General features: G+C 64.0%; 21 protein-coding genes. 16 read left to right on the top strand and 5 right to left on the bottom strand.

What is annotated here, in order from left to right; genetic code table 11:
* Window positions 1-33: 33 nt before the first annotated feature.
* The 6 genes from E1H16_RS01525 to hemB all read left to right on the top strand — a co-directional run bounded on the left by E1H16_RS01525 (window position 34) and on the right by hemB (window position 5,888).
* On the top strand, window positions 34-294 hold the full coding sequence (locus tag E1H16_RS01525) for a glutaredoxin family protein (protein WP_134321923.1): 261 nt from the start codon (window positions 34-36) through the stop codon (window positions 292-294).
* Window positions 295-379: 85 nt separating this feature from the next.
* Window positions 380-1,060, top strand: a complete 681-nt coding sequence (locus tag E1H16_RS01520; RefSeq protein ID WP_243837561.1) for a redox-sensing transcriptional repressor Rex — start codon at window positions 380-382, stop codon at window positions 1,058-1,060.
* Window positions 1,057-2,364 carry a glutamyl-tRNA reductase gene (locus E1H16_RS01515; RefSeq protein ID WP_134321921.1) on the top strand — a complete coding sequence of 436 codons (1,308 nt, stop codon included), beginning with the start codon at window positions 1,057-1,059 and terminating at the stop codon, window positions 2,362-2,364. The genes E1H16_RS01520 and E1H16_RS01515 overlap by 4 nt, the downstream gene beginning before the upstream one ends.
* The gene (gene hemC, locus E1H16_RS01510; protein WP_134321920.1) at window positions 2,361-3,290 is read left to right on the top strand and encodes a hydroxymethylbilane synthase; all 930 of its coding nucleotides are present in this window, start codon (window positions 2,361-2,363) and stop codon (window positions 3,288-3,290) included. Before E1H16_RS01515 ends, hemC begins: the two co-directional genes overlap by 4 nt.
* The gene (locus E1H16_RS01505) at window positions 3,287-4,840 is read left to right on the top strand and encodes a bifunctional uroporphyrinogen-III C-methyltransferase/uroporphyrinogen-III synthase (RefSeq protein ID WP_134321919.1); all 1,554 of its coding nucleotides are present in this window, start codon (window positions 3,287-3,289) and stop codon (window positions 4,838-4,840) included. The genes hemC and E1H16_RS01505 overlap by 4 nt, the downstream gene beginning before the upstream one ends.
* Window positions 4,841-4,910: 70 nt before the next feature.
* On the top strand, window positions 4,911-5,888 hold the full coding sequence (hemB, locus tag E1H16_RS01500; protein WP_134321918.1) for a porphobilinogen synthase: 978 nt from the start codon (window positions 4,911-4,913) through the stop codon (window positions 5,886-5,888).
* A gap of 43 nt (window positions 5,889-5,931) precedes the next feature.
* Here the strand turns inward: hemB and E1H16_RS01495 are convergent, their stop codons facing one another.
* From E1H16_RS01495 to E1H16_RS01485, 3 genes are all read right to left on the bottom strand, one after another.
* Window positions 5,932-7,503: an ABC transporter substrate-binding protein gene (locus E1H16_RS01495; protein ID WP_134321917.1), complete on the bottom strand. Its 1,572-nt coding sequence runs from the start codon at window positions 7,501-7,503 to the stop codon at window positions 5,932-5,934.
* 107 nt (window positions 7,504-7,610) lie between these two features.
* Window positions 7,611-9,185: an ABC transporter substrate-binding protein gene (locus E1H16_RS01490; RefSeq protein ID WP_134321916.1), complete on the bottom strand. Its 1,575-nt coding sequence runs from the start codon at window positions 9,183-9,185 to the stop codon at window positions 7,611-7,613.
* 179 nt (window positions 9,186-9,364) lie between these two features.
* The gene (locus tag E1H16_RS01485; RefSeq protein ID WP_134321915.1) at window positions 9,365-10,189 is read right to left on the bottom strand and encodes an enoyl-CoA hydratase-related protein; all 825 of its coding nucleotides are present in this window, start codon (window positions 10,187-10,189) and stop codon (window positions 9,365-9,367) included.
* A 142-nt stretch (window positions 10,190-10,331) separates the two neighbouring features.
* Between E1H16_RS01485 and E1H16_RS01480 the strand changes: the two genes are divergently transcribed.
* The 3 genes from E1H16_RS01480 (at window position 10,332) to E1H16_RS01470 (ending at window position 12,318) form a co-directional block, all read left to right on the top strand.
* Window positions 10,332-10,985, top strand: coding sequence for a hypothetical protein (locus E1H16_RS01480; RefSeq protein WP_134321914.1), 654 nt, complete (start codon window positions 10,332-10,334; stop codon window positions 10,983-10,985).
* Window positions 10,986-11,355: 370 nt separating this feature from the next.
* Entirely contained in the window at window positions 11,356-12,033 is a 678-nt protein-coding gene (locus E1H16_RS01475; protein ID WP_134321913.1) for a hypothetical protein, read from the top strand.
* 75 nt (window positions 12,034-12,108) lie between these two features.
* The gene (locus tag E1H16_RS01470) at window positions 12,109-12,318 is read left to right on the top strand and encodes a hypothetical protein (protein WP_243837560.1); all 210 of its coding nucleotides are present in this window, start codon (window positions 12,109-12,111) and stop codon (window positions 12,316-12,318) included.
* A 25-nt stretch (window positions 12,319-12,343) separates the two neighbouring features.
* Here the strand turns inward: E1H16_RS01470 and E1H16_RS19000 are convergent, their stop codons facing one another.
* A complete protein-coding gene (locus tag E1H16_RS19000) occupies window positions 12,344-12,625 on the bottom strand; it encodes a TlpA family protein disulfide reductase (protein ID WP_424948519.1) in 282 nt (93 codons plus the stop codon).
* On the opposite strand from E1H16_RS19000, the gene E1H16_RS18720 reads away from it, so the two are divergent.
* The 7 genes from E1H16_RS18720 (at window position 12,528) to ccsB (ending at window position 20,012) form a co-directional block, all read left to right on the top strand.
* A complete protein-coding gene (locus tag E1H16_RS18720) occupies window positions 12,528-12,842 on the top strand; it encodes a hypothetical protein (protein ID WP_243837553.1) in 315 nt (104 codons plus the stop codon). The genes E1H16_RS19000 and E1H16_RS18720 overlap by 98 nt on opposite strands.
* 1,127 nt (window positions 12,843-13,969) lie before the next feature.
* Window positions 13,970-15,295, top strand: coding sequence for a glutamate-1-semialdehyde 2,1-aminomutase (hemL, locus tag E1H16_RS01460; RefSeq protein WP_134321911.1), 1,326 nt, complete (start codon window positions 13,970-13,972; stop codon window positions 15,293-15,295).
* A 2-nt stretch (window positions 15,296-15,297) separates the two neighbouring features.
* A complete protein-coding gene (locus tag E1H16_RS01455) occupies window positions 15,298-15,927 on the top strand; it encodes a histidine phosphatase family protein (RefSeq protein WP_134321910.1) in 630 nt (209 codons plus the stop codon).
* A complete protein-coding gene (locus E1H16_RS01450) occupies window positions 15,924-16,493 on the top strand; it encodes a TlpA family protein disulfide reductase (RefSeq protein ID WP_134321909.1) in 570 nt (189 codons plus the stop codon). Before E1H16_RS01455 ends, E1H16_RS01450 begins: the two co-directional genes overlap by 4 nt.
* Window positions 16,490-17,260: a cytochrome c biogenesis CcdA family protein gene (locus E1H16_RS01445; protein ID WP_166741578.1), complete on the top strand. Its 771-nt coding sequence runs from the start codon at window positions 16,490-16,492 to the stop codon at window positions 17,258-17,260. Before E1H16_RS01450 ends, E1H16_RS01445 begins: the two co-directional genes overlap by 4 nt.
* Complete coding sequence (resB, locus tag E1H16_RS01440) at window positions 17,257-18,963, top strand: cytochrome c biogenesis protein ResB (RefSeq protein ID WP_134321908.1); 1,707 nt, start codon at window positions 17,257-17,259, stop codon at window positions 18,961-18,963. The genes E1H16_RS01445 and resB overlap by 4 nt, the downstream gene beginning before the upstream one ends.
* On the top strand, window positions 18,963-20,012 hold the full coding sequence (gene ccsB / locus E1H16_RS01435; protein WP_134321907.1) for a c-type cytochrome biogenesis protein CcsB: 1,050 nt from the start codon (window positions 18,963-18,965) through the stop codon (window positions 20,010-20,012). Before resB ends, ccsB begins: the two co-directional genes overlap by 1 nt.
* Window positions 20,013-20,119: 107 nt before the next feature.
* Here the strand turns inward: ccsB and E1H16_RS01430 are convergent, their stop codons facing one another.
* Entirely contained in the window at window positions 20,120-20,371 is a 252-nt protein-coding gene (locus tag E1H16_RS01430; protein WP_134321906.1) for a hypothetical protein, read from the bottom strand.
* Window positions 20,372-20,380 lie beyond the last annotated feature (9 nt).

Genomic DNA, 20,380 nt, shown 5'->3' with positions numbered 1-20,380 from the left:
CGTGCGCCGCCCCCGCTCGCGTATCGTGTTGGCGTGCCGATCGAAGTAACGCTGATGACCCGTCAGGGCTGCCACCTTTGTGAGGTGGCGGCGGGCGAACTGTCGCGGATCCTGCCCGATTACGGGCTGCGTGCGAGTCAGGTTGATATCGATTCCGATCCCGAGTTGCGCGCCGAGTACGGCGATCGGGTGCCGGTGGTACTGCTCAACGGTAAGGAGCATGGGTACTACACCGTCGACGAGCACCGGTTGCGTCCCGCACTGCAGGCGCTGCAGAATGGTCACATAGACTGACTTTGTGCAATAATGCACAAGCGGGTACGCTGGCCAGGCTTACCCGGACCGCACATCGGTGCGGCAAATGTGTGGAGAACTTTCTGTGACGACTGCCGCCGGGACGCCTAACCTCGTTCGCAGCACGACGGACGGTCGACGCATCCCCGAAGCGACGTTGGGTCGACTGTCACTTTATCTGCGCATGATCGACCAGTTGGCTGAACGCGACAGCGTCAACTCCGACGAACTTGCCGAACTCAGCGGCGTTAACCCGGCGATGTTGCGGCGTGACCTCTCCTTCACCGGCACTGTCGGTACCCGCGGCGTCGGATATGACGTCGACATGTTGCGCACCCGGCTCGGCGAGGTTCTCGGGGTCAGCGAACCGCGCACTGTGGTCATCATCGGCGTCGGAAATCTCGGCCATGCGCTCGCCGGTTACCAAGGTTTGCCGGCGCGCGGTTTCAGCGTTGTCGGACTCTTCGACGTGGAGCGCGTCGGCGAGATCGTTTCCGGCATTGAAGTGCGCCCGATCAGCGAATTTATCGCCAAGGCCGAGACGTATCGCTCCAGCATCGGTGTCATTGCGACGCCGGCGAACGCCGCTCAGGACGCGCTGGACACCCTCGTGCGTGTCGGTATCACCGGAATTCTTTCGTTCGCGCCAACGACGCTGCGGGCCCCGGAAGGGGTCGAGGTACGCCGCGTCGACCTAGCCAGCGAATTGCAGATTCTGGCTTTCAATCTCAGGCTCAATTCGCCGTCCACGAAAGGTGCATCATGAGCTTTCTCGTCGTGGGACTGACGCATCGGCATACGCCGCTCGACATTCTCGAACGTGCGGCGGTCACGCCCGCGGAGCTGGACAACACTCTCGCTCGGGTGCTCGCGCACGAGCAGGTCACCGAAGCGATGATTCTCTCGACCTGCAACCGCGTCGAGCTCTATACCAACGTCGAGAAGTTCCACCCCGGCCTGGACGCCGTGGTCGAATGGCTCTCCGATCGTCTGGACACCTCCGCTGACGAACTCGCGAAGTACCTCCAGGTGTCGTACGACGAGGACGCGATCGAGCACATGATGCGTGTGGCCAGCGGCCTCGACTCAATGATCGTGGGTGAACCCCAGATCCTGGGACAGTTGCGTACCGCCTACCTCGACGCCACTGACCGTGAGGCCGTGGGCCGGCAATTGCATGCGCTGTCGCAACACGCACTGCGGGTCGGTAAGCGGGTGCATTCCGATCTTGGGATGCACGAAGTCGGGCGCAATATCGCATCAGTCGGTGTCGACGCGGCAGGTAGTGCCGCCGGCGGACTCAGCGGCAAGTCCGCGCTGGTGGTTGGCGCCGGCGCGATGGCCACCCTGGCAGCCGGTGCGCTGCGCGATCAGGGCGTGAGTCAGTTACAGATCGTGAACCGATCGGTGGAGAAAGCTGAGGCCCTCGCCGAGCGATTTGACGGCGAGGCGACCGAGGACCTCGGCGCCGCCTTGGGCCGGGCCGACGTCGTTGTGACTGCTATGGGCTCCTCACCGGGCTTCGTCACCGAAGAGTTGGCCCGTGCGGCCGGGGCGACGGTCCTGGTCGATCTCGCGCTGCCGAAGAACGTCACCGTCGCGGCCGCCGAATTGGCCAACATCTCCTATATCGGGATGGAGAAGATCCGTGAACGCGCCCAGAGCCTCGAGCTAGCCGTCGACGGTGCCCGCGCCGATGACGTGATCGCTGAGGAAGTTGCCGCGTTCGTCGCGCGGCAGCGCAGCGCCTCAGTCGCGCCGACCATCGCCGCGTTGCGAGCGCGGGCCAAGGAAGTGATCGACTCCGAACTCGATCGGCTGCGTCACCGGATTCCCGATGTTGACGCCCGAGCGATGTCCGAAATTGAGTACGCCGTCGAGCGAGTCGTCGACAAAATGCTGCATGCCCCGCAGGTGCGGGTACGTGAGAGCGCCGGAACACCCAACGGTGAGGCGTACGCCGAAGCGTTACGAGCGTTATTCGAACTGGGGGAGCCGCCGACCCGGGATGCCGCCGCCAGCGGCGTTGGCGTATCCGCGAGAAACCTGACGAACGGAACTCCCGGATGAGTGTGGTGCCCTTACGGCTCGGTACGCGGCGCAGTGCGCTCGCGAAGGGCCAGTCGCAGCATGTCGCCGATGCGCTGACCGCCGCAACCGGACGCGAAGTTGAACTCGTTACCGTGACCACGCAGGGCGACGTCACCAGCGCACCGTTGCACACGCTCGGCGGTCAAGGCGTATTCACGTCGGCCCTGCGCGATGAACTGCTGGCCGGCAACGTTGATTTCGCCGTCCACTCGCTCAAGGACCTACCGACCGCCGAGGCCGCGGGTCTCGTCGTGGCGGCGATTCCGCCGCGGGTCGACCCGCGCGACGCGCTGATCGCGCGCGACGGGCTCACGCTCGCCGAGTTACCGCCCGGCTCGAAGGTCGGCACCGGTTCGTTGCGTCGTGGCGCGCAATTGCTGGCGCTAGGTCTCGGGCTGGAGGTTGTGCCGATCCGTGGCAATGTCGAATCGCGTGCCGCGAGGGTCAAAGACGGCGAGCTTGACGCGGTGATCTTGGCCGCTGCCGGATTGAGCCGGCTTGGCTGGCGCGAGCGCGTCACCGAGTTCCTGGACCCCATTCAAATGTTGCCCGCACCCGGTCAGGGCGCGTTGGCCGTGGAGTGTGTCTCTGACAACAGCGACGTTCTCGATTTGGTGCGAGGGCTCGATCATCACTACAGTCGTCTCTGCGTCGAGGCTGAGCGAGCATTGCTCGCCGAGCTCGAAGCCGGTTGCTCATCGCCGGTGGGAGCCCTCGCCGAGGTAGTGGAGGCCGAGGCTGGTCTCGAACTATCACTCCGCGCGTCCGTCACTGCGCACGATGGCAGCGATGCCATCCGCCAGTCGGCCGTCGGATCACTCACAGATGCTGCCGGACTCGGACAGCGGCTTGCCCGCTTGATGCTCGAGGACGGCGCCACGGAACTTATGGGGAGCACGCGATGACGCGGGCACGTAAAACCGGTGGCCGGATCCAGTTCGTCGGATGCGGTCCCGCCGATGCCAACCTGTTGACCGGCCGGGCGATCGAGGCGATTCAGGAAGCCGACGAGTTGATCGTCGACAGCGACGTACCCGAGGAGGTGCGCGTGCTTGCGGTCGGCGAGGTCATCGAGACCGATGAGGTCCCAGCGACCGTCGCCAAGCAGCTTGTCGCTGATGCGAAGACGGGCAAGCGGATCGCCCGGGTAGCGACCGGCGACATACTCGCCAGCGACCGCATGGTCAAAGAAATCACCGCGGTCAGCCGCTCAGCCGTTCCATATCAGGTGCTCGCTGCCGCTTCGGCTCGCTCCGTGATCGCCTCGTACGCCGGGATCCCCACCGTCGGTCCGGTCACCTCGACCGACCTTCGCGGGTTCACCGCCGGCACCTCGTTGTCGAACCTCATTACCCCCGGCGGGACTCTGCTGGCGTCGTTCGACCTCGCCGATGTCAAGGCGATCGCGAAGGCGTTGATCGAGGCCGGCCTAGCCGACAACACGCCCGCGGCCGTGACCGTGAACGGGACCTCGCTGCAGCAGAAGACGGTCTCTGGGGTACTGGGTGACCTGGTCGGCAGTAATCCAGAGGTGAAGGCCCTCGAAGGGCCGGCCCAATTGACCGTCGGAGCCGGTGTCACGCAGGCCGACAAGTTCGCTTGGTGGGAGAAGCGCGCGTTGTACGGCTGGCGGGTCCTGGTGCCGCGCACCAAGGATCAGGCCGCCGATATGAGCGAGATGCTCGCCGAGCACGGCGCGATTCCGATCGAGGTACCGACGATAGCGGTCGAGCCGCCGCGGACCCCGGCGCAGATGGAACGTGCGATCAAGGGTCTGGTCAACGGCCGGTACTCGTGGATCGTGTTTACTTCGACGAACGCGGTCAAGGCCGTGTGGGAGAAGTTCCAGGAATTCGGGTTGGATGCGCGCGCGTTCGCCGGCGTCAAGATTGCGTGCGTTGGCGCCTCGACCGCAGCCGCCGTCCAGGCCTTCGGGGTCACTCCCGAACTACTGCCCGACGGTGAACAATCCAGCCTCGGCCTGCTTGAGGTGTTCCCGCCGTACGACGATGTGCTCGACCCCATCGACAAGATCTTGTTGCCGCGTGCAGACATCGCGACCGAAACTCTCGCCGAGGGGCTGAAGGAGCGCGGCTGGGAGATCGAGGACGTGACGGCCTACCGCACGGTGCGCGCCGCACCGCCTGCCGCGCATATCCGCGAGTCGATCAAGGGCGGCGGCTTCGACGCCGTGTGCTTCACGTCGAGCTCGACCGTCCGTAACCTGGTCGGTATCGCGGGTAAGCCGCATGCTCGCACGGTTGTGGCATGCATCGGTCCGGCGACCGCGGCCACCGCGACCGAATTCGGACTGCGCGTCGATGTGCAGCCGGAGACCGCGGACATCCCCTCGGTGATTGACGCGCTGGCCGCATACGCGATCAACCTGCGCGAGGTGGAGGGGTACGACAAGCCGCCACGGAAGACCAAGTCGCGGGCCCGTAAGACGCAGTAGCAGCGGTGCGCGTCGGGGCGAGCGCACCGTGTGGCGCAAGCCAATCGTCGTGAAACCAAGGAGTACGCCGATGAGCCAGTTCCCGCAGTCACGTCCTCGCCGGTTACGCAACACCGCCGCCATGCGTCGATTGGTCGCCGAGACACGGATCGACCCGGCCGGACTGATCCTGCCGATGTTCGTGCGCGAAGGCATCACCGAGCCACGACCGATCGCCTCGATGCCGGGTGTCGTGCAGCACACCCGTGACTCACTGCGTCGTGCCGCCGCGGAGGCCGTCGACGCGGGGGTCGGCGGGCTCATGCTGTTCGGCGTGCCGGCGCAGCGGGACGCCGTCGGGAGCGCGGCGGTACGCCAGGACGGAATCCTTAATCTCGGTATCGCTGATCTGATCGCCGAGGTCGGCGAGCAGACCGTGGTGATGAGCGACGGCTGCCTGGACGAATTCACCGATCACGGCCATTGCGGCGTCCTGGATGATCGGGGCCGAGTCGATAATGACGCGACCCTCGAGGTGTACGCCGATATGGCGATTGCGCAGGCTGACGCCGGCGCGCACATCATCGGCCCGAGCGGGATGATGGATGGGCAGATTGGCGTGATGCGCGAGGCGCTGGATGCTGCCAGACACCAGGATGTGTCGCTGATGGCGTACACGGCGAAGTACGCCTCGGCGCTGTACGGGCCATTCCGCGAAGCTGTGGATTCGCAGCTGACCGGGGATCGACGTACTTACCAACAGGACCCGGGCAACGCTCGTGAAGCACTGCGCGAATTGGAACTGGACGTCAACGAGGGTGCCGACATCGTCATGGTCAAGCCCGCCTCGACCTACCTCGATGTCATTCGCGATGTGCGCGAGGCGACCCATCTACCGGTCGCGGCGTACCAGGTTTCCGGCGAATACGCGATGATCGAAGCGGCTGCGGCGAACGGTTGGATCGAGCGCGATCGAATGATCGACGAGCAACTGACAGCGATCACTCGTGCCGGAGCCTCGATGATCTTGACCTACTACGCCGTGGAAGTTGCTCGTCGATCGCGCTGACCGCACGGTGAGGTTATCGACTAACCGATCACCTCACCGGTGGTCACTCCTTGGCGACCGCAACCCCACGCAGGTCCGGGTAACCGTTTGCCTTTTGGGCGACGCCGGACACACCGTCGGCGTACGTCGCCGCGTTGCTGATCATGCACAGCGGCACGAAATGTGGCGGGGCTTCGACCCACGCGTCCATGAACTTCTCGTATCCCGCCTTGCGGACCTCCGGGTCGAGTGTGGCTGCGGCTTCGTTGCCCAACTTCGCGAGTTCGGGATACTCAAGATCGCCCGGGTTGTACAGCGCCTCCGGCGTCAGGTAGCGCTGCACCATCACGCCGGGATCGTTGATACCGCTGGACATTGAGGTGAGCATCTCGGCGCTTTCGCTCTCGGTAAAGGCCTCGACCAGCGGGACTGGGGGCATCGTCTCTACCTTGATATCGATGTCCACCTTGCTGAGTTGCTCCTGGATGACCTCGGCGAGCTTACTGGTCATCGTGGAGTTGCTGGCGATGAGTTTGAGACTCATATTGGCGGCACCCGCGTCGGCGAACATCTCCTTGGCCTTTTCGGGGTCATAACCGAAGACGTCCGACCCGTCGCCGATCTTCTCGCTATATCCGAAACCTGACTGCGGGAACGGCTGTACTTGCGGCACGCAGTAGCCGTCGAAAAGCCCCTGCGAAAGGGCTTCGCGATCGATCGACATGTTCAACGCCTTGCGTACTTCGGGGTCGCCGAGCTTGCCTTTCGACCCGTTCACGCTGATGTAGATGATCAGCGAGGACGGCTTCATGATCGTCGTGAACTCGTCGGAGATCGAGTCGATGTCGGTAGAACTCACCGTCGCCCCGTCGATCTCACCGGACTTCAGGGCGTTCATGCGGGTCTGGTCGTCGGACATGAGTTGGTAGGTCATCGTTGCGGTTCGTTGGGCGTCCGGGTCCCAGTAGTCCGGTGTCAGTTCGTAATCCACGCTCGCACCAGGTTCGATGGCGGTAGCGGTGTACGGGCCGATGCCAACCGGCTGTTCACCGAGGATCCCGGCCTTCGCCGCCTTGGGTGAGACCATGATCCCCGCCGTGTTCGCCAGTGCGGTCGGCAGCGACCCGATCGAGCCGGACAGGTGCAGGGCCACGGTGTAGTCGTCGACGATTTCGATCTCGTCGATCATGTACAGGTCGCCGGCTACGCGGCTGGTGGGCTCCTGGGTGCGCTCCAGGTTGAACTTGACTGCTTCGGCGTCGAAAGGTTCACCGTCGGAGAACGACAAGCCCTCTTGAAGGGTGAGTGTCAGCGTTTTGTTGTCCTCGGACGGCGTGAACTCGGTGGCGAGCATCGGTTCGATCTCGCCGTCCTTGTTCTCGCTCAGTAGCCGGTCATAGACGGGGTCATAGAAGATCATGTCGACGCCGCCGACGCTCTCGATGGGGTCCCATGTGGGCGCAAACGTGGTGTAGGCGAAATCGAAATGGCCTTCGGGGTCGTAATCCTCAGCGACCTCGATGCTGTCGGCGAATTCGTTCGAATCTGCGGACGTCGATTCCGGCTTGTCCCCGCAGGCGGTGAGTAGCAGCCCCGCGGCAACTAAGGCGCTGGTGAACGTGAGGGTTCGGCGCATGGACACTCCTTCGCAACTCGCCGAACGCGACGCCCGTCACGTTCGGGTACTGCTTGGCGAGTATCGGACCTTAACGAACGTTTGTCCAGGTCCAGTTCCCGGAAAGGTTACTGCTCGGTGACGGCGACGCCCCGCAGACCAGGCAGTCCGTTTGCCTTCTGCGTCACGCCGGAGACGCCCGCCGCGTAGGCGGCCGCGTTGCTGCTCAGGCACAGCGGAACGAAGTGTGGCGGGGCCTCGACCCACGCGTCCATGAACTTTTCGTATCCCGCCTTGCGGACCTCCGGGTCGAGTGTGGCAGCGGCTTCGTTGCCCAACTTCGCGAGTTCGGGATATTCCAGATCGCCCGGATTGAACAGCGCTTCGGGCGTCAGATAACGCTGCACCATGACGCCCGGATCATTGAGACCGTTCGACTGGGAGGCCAGCATGTCCATGGTTTCGGTCTCGGTGTAGGCCTCGACCAACGGGACGGGCGGCATGATCTCGACCTGCACATCGATGCCGACGTCCGTCAATTGCGCCTGCACGACCTCGGCAAGCTGAGTATTTCGGGTGTCATTACCCGTGACGAGTTTGAGGCTCATATCGCTGGCGCCGGCCGCTGCGAGCAGGTCTTTCGCCTTTTCGGGGTCGTATGGATAGGCGTCCGATCCATCGCCGATTTTTTCGCTGTAGCCGGCACTTGACTCGGGAAACGGCTGTATTTGGGGCACGCAGTAGCCGTCGTACAACCCCTCGGAAAGGGCTTCGCGGTCGATCGACATGTTCAATGCCTTGCGTACTTCGGGATCGCCCAGCTTGCCCTTCGAGCCGTTGACGCTGAGGTACACGATCTGCGAGGACGGTTTGACGAGCGTCGTGTAGCCGTCGCTTGCGATAGAGTCGATATCGATCGGTGTGACGGCTGCGCCGTCGATCTCGCCGGATCTCAGTGCGTTCATCCGGGTCTGATCGTCGGCCATGAGTTGGTAGCTCATCGTGGCGACTCGCTGAGCGTCGGGATCCCAGTAGTCGGGGCTCGCTTCGTAGTCAACGCGTGCCCCAGGTTCGATATTGGTAGCCACGAACGGGCCGATCCCGACAGGCTTCTCGCTGAGAATCCCTGCCTCGGCCGCCTTGGGTGAGACCTGGATGCCCGCCGCGTTTGCGAGGGCGGTCGGCAGCGACCCGATCGCGCCCGATAGATGTAGTTCGAGGGTGTACTCGCCCGTGACGGTTACCTCGTCGACCATGTACAGGTCGCCGGCGACGCGGCTGGTTGTCTGCCTCGCACGATCGAGGTTGAACTTGACCGCATCGGCGTTGAACGCTTCCCCGTCGGAGAACTTCAGGCCTTCCTGGAGGGTGAGCGTCAGGGTCTTGTTGTCTTCGGACGGAGTGAAGTCGGTGGCGAGCATCGGCTCGATCCCGCCGTCTTTGTTCTCGTGCAGCAGGCTGTCGTACACGGGTTCGTAAAACGTCATGTCGACGCCGCCGATGCTTTCGATCGGGTCCCAGGTGGGCGCGAACACGCTAAATGCGAAGTCGAAGTGCCCGTCGGCATCGAAGTCGTCCGCCGCAGCGATGCTGTCGCTGAACTCGTTGGGACTCGACGTCGACTCGTCGGGCTTGTTTCCACAGGCGGCCAGAACCATCCCGATCGAAAGCAGCCCACCGGACAGTACGAGGCTTCGACGCATAAGTACTCCTTCGCATGGCGTGACATCGAGGATGTCGGGTACTGCGTCGGAGTATTCCTAACTTAACGAACGATTGTCCAGGTTGCTCTCGGCCGCGAATCGATGCGGATTCTCGGCCAACCACGCAGTACGGCCCGGGCTGGCGGTCATTTCGCCAACCCGGACCGCTCCAATTCGCGTTAGCGTCCGGTCCACTGAGGAGCGCGCTTCTCGGCGAAAGCCAGCCGGCCCTCCATCGAATCTGCGGTCTGCATCAGCCGTTCGCGTTCATAGCCGTTGCGGGCCCAGTCGTCGTTTTCGGTAGCGATGTTGCCGTCGGTGATCCCCAGTGCGGTTCGTTTCGTCGCCTGGACGGCGAGCGGAGCGTTCTCGTTGATCGCGTCCGCTAACTCGAATGCGGCGTCCAGCAATTGCTCGGCGGGCACGACGGCGTTCACCAACCCCAGCGCCAATGCGCGTTCAGCGGTGAGTGGACGGCCCGTCAGCATGACCTCCATGCCGACCTTGGCGGGAATCTGGCGGGGGAGCCGGAACGCGCCACCGCCCGCGGCGAAGATTCCGCGCTTCACTTCAGGCAGTCCGAAACTGGCGGACTCGGCGGCGACGGCCAGGTCGCTGGCCAACACGAGTTCGGTACCGCCACCGAGCGCGAAGCCGTTCACGGCCGCGATCGTCGGTTTGCTGATCGGGTGCTGCACGTAGCCGCCAAAGCCCCACCGGCTGAGCCGTTCATCGGCCTTGTCGAAGTCGCCTGCGGCCGATGCTTTCAAGTCGGCGCCTGCGCAGAACGCCTTGTCGCCGGTACCTGTGAGCACCACGCACCAGACGTCGGTGGTGCGCTCGGCGTACTCGAGCGCTTCACCAAGCCCGTAAGCCACTTGCACATTGACCGCATTGCGCGCTTCTGGCCGATTGAGGGTGATCAACATGGTGTGTCCGCGTAACTGGGCGAGGACCGTGCCGTTGCTGTCGAGATCGATGGTGGTTGCGTTCGCCGCAGACATGGGCTCTCTTCCGTTGTTGTCGATGATTGCTAGGCAGTATGCGTCCGTGGTGCCCCGCTGCGATAGTCCCCGCGGCACCAGTCAGCCGATCGCGCCGACGATTAGGCTGGGACCGGTCGAGGGCTGGTAGCGGGAGGTAGCGGTGAGCGAAACGTGGCGGATTCGGTTCGGAATCCTGCTGCTCGTGCTCGGTGTTGGCGGACTAGTTCTCTCGTTCGGGCCGTTGAATTTCGCCGACCGGTTGTCATCGCGGGTGGACGCCGATGGCGTGGTGCAGTGGGGAGTCAGCCCCGACGCGCTCAGCGCCGAGGACACGGTCGCTGATGGTGAGTACGGCGCGTGGAAGGTCGATTACCAGATCGACGGGACGTGGCATACCGGAGTGATTCTCGGCAGCTATTCCGGCGGTCAATCGATAGTTGTATCTGCGCCGGAGGACGGCTCGTTCTATTCGCCCTTGCGGGAGGGGACGCCGACCGGGCTCAGGGTGCTCAGTTGGTTCGTGTTGCCGATGTCGGCGGTAGTCATCGTGATCGGCGTGTGGTGGGTAGCTACCGGAATGCGTGCACAGGACGCCCGGAACCGCGAGATGGCGCGCCAGCAACTCGCGCGACGTTTCCCCGGGATGTTCCCGTTGCCCGGAATCGGTCTGGCCCCGATCCCCAATGCTGCACCTGGACCGGCCACGCTGCCGGGGGATCAGGCGGGTGCTCATCCTGCGCAGCCGCATACCCAGCGAACTGATGTTGACGGCCGCAAATCGGGACCGGACTTCTTCGCCCCATACGACCTCTGAACCGGTCGTCCCTGCCCAGCCGGTCGTCCCTGCTTATCCGGTCGTTCTTGCTTGTACGGTCGTCGACTGAGCGAGGTACGAGCGAACGGAGACGTCGCGGGGTGTTGGTGTGTGGGTGTCTTGCGGGCATCTCCGCTGCGCGGTTCCTCGTTCCTCGTCGCCGCTTCGGTCGATGACCGGATTGGGGGGGTGCGCTGCCGTCGGTGACCGGGTTGTGGGGTATTCCTGCTCGACCGGCCGTCGACTGAGCGAGGTACGAGCGAGCGGAGACGCCGCAGGGTCCGCCGTCGCGCGCGTTTCGGGGGAGATTCCGTGCGGGCCGTGACATATGGCAGATGCCGGAGCCGTTCAACGGGCGCATACTAGCGGCGTGCAATGGATGTGGCATCTGTTCTGGATCATCCCCGTCTTCGGCGGGGTGATCTCGACTGCGATCAATCGGCTTGAGGCGATGAACGAGCGCCGGGCCGAACGGGCCCAGGAGCGCTACCGACTCAAGCAGGAGGTCCGCCTCGCGAAAGTGCAGGCGCAGGGGTCGGCCCTCGAACAAGGGGCTACTCGTACGCGTGAGGTGCGGACTCTCATGCGGCAGCATCAGGAAACGATCGACGAGTGGGCTGCGTACGAACTCGACCCTCAGCGGATGCTGGAGTATCCGGTGATGGCGGATGTGCGCGACCCGCTCGTGTCGGCCTTCCATCACGCGATGCTCACTGCTGACAGTCTGCGGCCGGGCAGCGCCGAGGATCTCACTGATCGTGACGATGTCGACCAGTACCGAGCCGCGGTCCATACCTTGCAGACCGCGTTCCGCGCAGCCGAGGCTGAAGCGATTAGGCGCGGATTCAGCGACTTCGATGTCGCCGATCAGGCGCATCTGAACCGCGCTCGCAAACTGTTCGATCTCGCCGCTGATGACGGCGCCTCTGCACAGGAACGCACTCAGGCACTGGGGCGTGGACGCGAGGAGATCAACGGAATCGTCGTACTGCCGCGCCGCGGTATGGCTGCGCTTGAACGTAAGGTGGCCGGCGCAATTGAGGCGTGACGACGCCGCTACGGCAGCCAGAGTGGCGCGGGCCACCGCTGCCTGAAGGAGCACGACCCGCTCCTGGGTGGGACAATGACGAACGTGCCATATCCAGATGAAGCCCCCGTGTCCGCCGCACTGTTCGCCCGCGCGAGCGAGGTCGTTCCGGGTGGGGTGAACTCTCCGGTCCGCGCGTTCAAATCTGTCGGCGGGACGCCGCGGTTCATAGCCTCCGGTAAAGGCGCGGACCTGACGGTCGTCGATGGCGACACATGGAACATCCGGGTGGCAATGTTGCGGTAGTCGGATGAGCCAGGCCGGCTCATGGCTAACGGGCGGGTGCCAAGAATCCGTCGAGATCTGACGCTGTGAGCGCCCCTATGTGCGTCTCGACTACGCGCCCGCTCGAATCAATGAAAAGGGAGACCGGAAGCCCAACCACTTCTGGGAAAAGGCTTCCCACGGTTGACTTTGCGTCCACGCCGATTGGGTAGGTCACACCGTATTCGTCGATGAAAGACTCGACAGTTGAACTTGATCGCTCCATGGCGATCCCGATTACCGCTACGTCGGCTGTGTGCACGCTCGCGAACTCCTGCAGCATCGGCATCTCCTCGACGCAGGGCCCACAATTCGTTGCCCAGAAATTGATGACAGTTGGCTTTCCGAGCGTGTGTAGGTCTGGAACGCTGTCGATCCAGTCGAGCGATGCCGAATCGATCCGTTCGGCGACGCTCGGGCTCGGCCCGGAACTTGGCGAGGCGTTGGATGACTTACAGCCTGCGACCGGGGCGATCATGATGAGGCAGGCAACCAGTAGACGCTGAGCGATGTAGGGGCGGCGCATGTTGGCCTTCGGGTTGGAATGCGAGGACTACGCACCACTATGCCATCTGGCGTGAAGGACAGCGAACGCGTACATGTGTGAATTACGGCCGATGACGTCTGAATCGAGCGGGAGGCGGTAACCGCGCGGTGACTATGGTTCCTGCTATAGATAAACCGAGCGATCCCGACGCGGACTGCGCTGGCAAGTCATCGAGCCTCACCGGGTGCGGGCTAACGTTTGATCCTGCGCGGTGGCGATCTATTAATGGATGACGTACAACTCGCGTGAAACAGGAATGTCGGGAACGGACGCAGACGATACAGCTTTGTGGTGATCTGTAGACCCTCATATGGCAACCCGACGTTCCACGCTCCTTTGGTGTGTCAACTGGTCATGAGTCGATGAGAGCATTGCGGTTCGGGTCGCAATACTCCCATCGACTGATGATCAGGGTTTTTCTGATCAAGCTGGTCCTGGTTATTAACTATTACTAACTGAGCTGGTAGTCGACTAGAGTCGGATAAATGCCAAACCCGCAGAACGCCGCTGAGTACTGCTGCGCGCCGACCCATGGCCCGTAGTTGATATATCCGCCCGGGCATGACACTTTTGCCCGCACTTGCGAATACGGGGCCGTGATGCTATAGCAATATGCTTGACCATAGATCCCGCTAAGATTTACGCCGCATGATGTAGCAGCCGGAGCCGGAGCCGGAGCCGGAGCCGGAGCCGCCTCGCTGGCGGCGGCATTCGATATCACCAAGCCAGTTGCCGCTAACCCGACAGCTGCAATGGTGGCCAAGCGGCGCCGAATTTGACCGATTCGATTCGAAGGACCGGTTGCGTGTGCTGAGATTGAACTCATTTCGTTAATCACCTGATCTCGTTGTTTCTCTTGTAGCAGTGATTTCTAGGTCGACCCCCGTCAAGTTAAGTGTCGGCGAGGAAAATCGCAATGAATTGAATTTCATCGTTCTCAAATGTTTATGAAATTACTGACCTTATGCCCGCACGCCGTCGATGCGATGTGATGGGTGCGTTAGTGCGTAGGATCGGTGCTGCGAAGAGCAGAGTGGTGCGGGCCACCGCTGCCTGAGGGAGCACGACGGCCTCATGGGTGGGACAATGACGAACGTGCCATATCCAGATGAAGCCCCCGCGTCCGCCGCACTGTTCGCCCGCGCGAGCGAGGTCGTTCCGGGTGGGGTGAACTCTCCGGTCCGCGCGTTCAAATCTGTCGGCGGGACGCCGCGGTTCATAGCCTCCGGTAAAGGCGCATTCATGACGGATGTCGACGGCCGCGAGTACGTCGACCTCGTCGGCTCTTGGGGACCGCTGCTGCATGGGCACGCGCACCCGGAGGTAGTCGAGGCGGTCACTCGCGCGGCGCAGCGTGGCACGAGTTTTGGCACCCCGACGGAAAACGAAGTGCTGCTCGCCGAGGAGATCGTCTCGCGCAGCCCGGTTGAAGCGATCCGACTGGTCAACTCGGGGACCGAGGCCACGATGTCCGCGATTCGCCTTGCCCGCGGCTTCACCGGGCGCAGCCTGGTCGTCAAGTTTGCCGGCTGCTACCACGGGCACGTCGACTCGCTGCTTGCTGAAGCCGGATCGGGGGTCGCGACGCTGGCTATCCCGGAGACGAAGGGCGTTACGCAGACCCAGACCGCTGAGACCCTCGTGTTGCCGTACAACGACGCGTCCGCGTTGCGCGCGCTGTTTGCCGAGCGAGGTGCCGAGATCGCCTGTGTGATCACCGAAGCAGCGCCGGGCAACATGGGTGTCGTACCGCCGGTTGCTGGGTTCAACCAGGTCATCCGAGAAGTCACCGAGGCGCATGGCGCGCTGATGATCAGCGACGAGGTGATGACAGGTTTCCGGGCATCGGCCACTGGTTGGTATGGACTGGACCCGGTCACCGCTGACCTGTTCACCTTCGGCAAGGTGATGGGCGGCGGACTGCCTGCCGCTGCATTCGGTGGCCGTGCAGACGTGATGTCGATGCTGGCCCCGGCCGGGCCGGTCTACCAGGCGGGCACCCTCAGCGGTAACCCGTTGGCGACCGCTGCTGGGCTGGCCAGCCTGCAACTGTCCACCGATGAGGCATACGGCAAGATCGCGGCAGCCAGTAGCCAGTTGCAAGGCATGGTGTCCGCGGCGCTGTTCAACGCAGGCGTACCGCACCGCATCCAGACCGCCGGCACGATGTTCTCGGTCTTCTTGTTCGAAGATGACACCGAGGCGCCCGAAGTCACCAACTACGCACTCGCGCGGACCCAGTCCTCGACCCGGTTCGCCGCGTTCTTCGCCGAGATGCTCGCGCGCGGTGTGTACCTGCCGCCGTCCGGATTCGAATGCTGGTTCCTCTCGTCCGTGCACGACGATGCCGTGCTGGCGCGGATCGATGAGGCGCTGCCCTACGCCGCCAGCGCCGCGGCCGCGGCGCGGTAACGGTGGGCGAGCAAACCGTCGTCCACCTCGTGCGGCACGGCGAGGTGCACAATCCGGACGGGATCCTCTACGGGCGGATGCCCGGGTTCCGGCTGTCCGACGACGGGGCGAAGATGGCGCAACGGGTAGCGGACTATTTCGCCGATCGCGACGTTCGCTACCTCGTCGCCAGCCCGCTGCAGCGAGCCCAAGACACGGCAGCGCCGCTGGCACGTGCCAAGGATTTACCAGTCGCCGTTGATGAACGGTTGATCGAGGCAGCTAATACCTTCGAGGGCCAGCGCTGGGGAGGCAAGGGCGGGATCCTGAGCCGCCGGAGCAACTGGCCGCACCTACGCAACCCGATAAAGCCCTCCTGGGGCGAGCCGTACGTCGACATCGTGGTGCGGATGAGCATGGCCGTCGAAGCCGCCCGCCAGCAGGCACGCGGTCACCAGGCGGTGTGCGTGTCACACCAACTGCCGATCTGGACAATGCGTTGCGCCGTGCAGGGTCGCAGGCTATGGCACGATCCGCGCAGTCGTCAGTGCGCGCTCGCGTCCGTGACCTCACTGCATTTCGAGGGCGAGGTCGTCTCACACGTCGAGTACGTCGAACCGTGCGGCGACGGCGGTAACGGAGTCGGCGCATGAGGCTCGTACGGATACTGACCGCATTCCTCGTTTCGGCGCTTGCACTCGCGGGCTGCTCGGCCAGCACCGACGCCCCTGAGGGCGGCAGCGAGTTCCGGTTCGTGGAGGGCACCCCGCACGGCGAGGTCATTCCTGTCGACGAGCGGCAGGACGCGCCGAATATCAGTGGCGAGCTGCTGGATGGCGAACCGTTCGAACTCGACGACTACGCCGACACGATCGTCGTGATGAACTTCTGGGCCACCTGGTGCCCACCGTGCCGCGTCGAGGCGCCGGACCTGCAGGCGGTGTACGAGACCTACCAACCGCAGGGTGTGCAACTGATCGGCGTCCTGGTCCGCGACTCAAAGGGCCAGGGTGAGACCTACAGCAAACAAGAGGGACTGACCTACCCGAGCCTGTTCGACCCGAGTACCAAGATCGGACTGCAGCTGAATAACTACCCGCTCGCAGCCATCCCGTCGACCGTCGTTTTCGACGCTGAAGGTCGCGTCGCTGCGGCGTACACCGCCCCGGTCAACCTCGACGATCTGACCAGCACGATCGAGAAGCTGCTGGCCGAATGACCCTCCTCGCCGACATCGACACCACCGTCACCGCAGGCTCGCTACTGCTGGCGAGCCTGCTCGCGCTCGCGGCAGGCCTGGTGAGTTTCGCATCTCCCTGCGTGTTGCCGCTTGTGCCGGGCTACCTGTCCTATGTCGCGACCGTCGCGGGCGAATCGGGGACCGAACCCGCCGCGCGGCAGCAACCTGCCCGCCGCCGCGTCATGCTCGGCGCCTCACTGTTCGTCCTCGGGTTCACCGCGGTCTTCGTGTCGTACGGCACGCTGTTCGGCCAGGCCGGAAACTGGTTGCGGCAATACGAGGCAACCATCACCAAGGTGATGGGCGTGCTGATCATCATCATGGGCATCGCTTTTCTGGGGAAGTTGCCGTGGATGCAGCGCGAGTGGCGCTTCCACAAGCTGCCCGCCGCCGGACTCGTCGGTGCACCGCTGCTGGGGGCGTTCTTCGCGATCGGCTGGATACCGTGCATCGGTCCGACGCTCACCGCGATTCTCACGCTCTCGTATCAGGAGGGCAGTGCCGAACGCGGCGCGTTCTTGACCGCGCTGTACTGCATCGGCCTGGGACTTCCGTTCATCTTGATCGCCGCTGGATTCGGCTGGGCGATGAAGGCCTCCGGTTTCGCGCGCAAGCACGCCGGCGCGCTGATGAAGATCGGTGGCGTGATGCTGATCCTGCTCGGGATCGTGCTGCTGACGGGCTGGTGGATCGACATCGTCGCCACCATTCAAGGTTGGTTCCCGGCCGGGGAGCTCCTGCTGTGACCCGCGACGAACACGATGCCGAGACCAACAGCCGCGAGGACGAGGTCCAGGGGAGCGACTCTGTCGATGCCCGTGCGGAGGCCGATGTCGAGCGCGACGCCGATACGCTGAACTCCAAACCCGAACCGCGCGAGGACGTGCTCTGGCGCGAGGATGCCTCGCCGCGTAAGCCGGTGATTCACTCCGCGCGCGAGATCGGCCGCTACTGGTGGCGCCAGCTCACCTCGATGCGTACGGCACTGATCCTGCTGTTCTTGCTCGCCGTGGCCTCCGTACCTGGCTCGCTATTGCCGCAGCGCAATCTGAGTCCGTCGAAGATCCGTGAGTATTACGCCGACCATCCGACTCTCGCCCCATGGATCGACCGGCTCGGCCTGTTCGAGGTGTTCTCCTCGCCGTGGTACGCCGCGATCTATTTGCTGCTGTTCATCTCGCTCGTCGGCTGCCTGGTGCCGCGGATCTCGATCTATCTGCGCGGGATCCGCGCTAAACCGCCGAAAGCGCCGCGGAACCTGTCCAGGTTCGCCGAGTACGGCGACGCGACCACCGAACTGGAATCCGGCGCCGTACTCGATGACGCGCAGAAGACCCTGCGCGGCAAACGGTGGCGCGTCGTACGCCGCCACGACGCCAACGGTGAAACGCTCAGCGCCGAGAAGGGCTACCTGCAGGAAGCCGGGAATCTGGTTTTCCACCTGAGCCTGCTGGGACTGCTCATCGCGCTCGCCGTCGGCAAGGTCAATGGCTACGAGGCCACGCGCATCGCGATCGAGGGCGAGGAGTTCTGCAATACGCAGATGGCGTACGACTCGTTCGCCGGGGGAACGTTCGTCGACGGCGCCGATATGGCCGATCTGTGCATCACGCTGAACTCGTTCGAGACGGTGTACGAGGCCGACCTCACTCCGGCGCAGTTCCTCTCCGACGTGAACTACGGCCCGGCTGCTGACTCGACCGGTGCTCACAAGGTGATTGGAACGAACGACCCGCTACGTACGGACGGCGTCCGCGCCTATGTCACCGGGCACGGATATGCGCCGGTCTTCACGATCGAGATGCCCGACGGCACCGTCCGCGAGGAGCAGGCACCGTTCTTGCCGTCGGATCAGCAGAACTTCGGCTCCGAGGGCGCCTTGAAGATCGACACCGGGGACGCGGAAAACTCCTTGGCGATGGAAGGGTTCCTCGCCCCGACCGCGCAGGACGCGGGGGACGGCGTGATCGTGTCCACCGACCCGCGGTTGCTGAACCCGATGGTCGCGTTGTTCATCTACCAGGGCTATACCGGCCTCGACACCGGTGTTCCGCAGTCGGTCTACACGCTCGATCAGCAAGTGATCGAGGACGGATTGCTGGAGCGGGTCGAGTCGGTCAACCTGTCTCCGGGCGAGTCGGTGACCCTGCCGGACGGCACCACGATCACCTTCGATCGGGTCGCCGAATGGGCGGCCTTCCAGATCAGCCATGACCCCGCTCAGGGCTGGGTACTGGCGTTCGCGATCACCGCGTTGATCGGACTGATGGGCACGCTGTTCCTGCGGCGCCGCCGGCTCTGGGTGCGTGTGCGAGATGTCGAGGACGGCGTACGCCGCATCGAGGTCGGCGGTCTCGCACACTCCGGTCACGCGGCCTTCGGCGATGAGTTCGCCGGATTACGTGCGCGTATTCTCTATGACGACCCTGCACCAGATGAGGAGGCCTGATGAGCGTCAACGCGTCGCTGGCGGCCGTATCGGATCATTTGTTCTCCGGCGCGATCGTCGCCTACTCCGCGGGCTTGTTCGCCCTGTGCGGTGACTACGCGTTTGGTAAGGGGGAGCGGCGTGCTGCCGCGAAGGCCGCGGCCCGCGAGCGCCAGCGTGTGTTGCGCGCTGAGGCCACCGAGCGCGACCTGGCGAGTGTCGGAGCTTCGACGTCCGCTGCCGGCGGTCTCGTCGAAGACGAACCCGTCGAACCCAACGAACCGCCACCGTCGAAGTCGGTGTGGGGTCCCCGACTCGGGCTGATCGGGTTCGTGCTGACGATCCTCGGCCTGGCACTGCAGGTCGCCGCCCTGGTGGCGCGCGGTATCGCGACGAACCGACTGCCCTGGGGCAACATGTTCGAGTTCGCGTCCGCTATCTGCATCTGCGCGGTGACGACCTATCTCGTGCTCTCGACGGCGAAGTCGTCCCGACGCTTCCTTGGCGTGTTCGTCCTGCCCCCAGTGATTCTGATCCTGGTAGTTATCGGACTTCAGTTCTACGCCGAGGCGGGGCCAGTCGTGGCTGCCCTGCGCTCGTACTGGCTTGCTGTGCACGTCACGGCAGCGACGATCGCCAGCGGAATTCTGCTGGTGAGCGCGGTCGCGTCGTGGCTGTACCTGGTGAAGGCCAAGCATGAGGCGCGTGAGCGGGAGACCGAGGACTACGTACCGTCGCGGATCGCCGGGAACCTACCGTCGTCGGGGGTGCTGGATCGGCTCGCGGCGCGCACCATGGCGTTTGCCTTCCCGATCTGGACGTTCGCGATCATCACCGGCGCGATTTGGGCGGAGTCCGCATGGGGCCGTTACTGGGCCTGGGACCCGAAGGAAACCTGGGCGTTCATCTCGTGGGTCGTGTATGCGGTGTACTTGCACGCGCGGGCGACCGCAGGCTGGAAGGGTAAGCGCGCGGCGTACATCAACCTGCTGGGCGCTGCGACGATGATCTTCAACTTCGTCGTGGTCAACACGGTCATCTCCGGCCTGCACTCCTACAGCGGCCTGTGATCCAGCCTGCTGAAGTCGCAGTCCAGGCGTGCAGTTAAGCCACATACAGCGATGAGGCGCCGCTCAGACTGCGTTTTCAGCAGCGCAGGCGGCTGGCCGCCGGTTGGTTAGTTCGAGTCGGGCCGGGGCTCGTCGTTGGGGTCCTTATGGATCCGTTTGCCCAACTCGCGCAGGAAGTCCGGATCGTCGTCCGGAGCGAGGGTGCGTGTCTTGGGCGCGCGACGGGGCAGGGCCGGTCGGGGTCGACGGGCCTGAAGATCGCCGTCGTCATCGTCACCAGCACGCGTTTCACGCTCCAAATAGCGCCACATCATGGTGACCACGGCTATGGCGATCAACGCGGCGAAGAGCGCATACATGGCGGGCCT

Source organism: Cumulibacter soli (assembly GCF_004382795.1).
Classification (GTDB): domain Bacteria; phylum Actinomycetota; class Actinomycetes; order Mycobacteriales; family Antricoccaceae; genus Cumulibacter; species Cumulibacter soli.
This window is presented reverse-complemented; position numbering and strand designations above follow the sequence as displayed.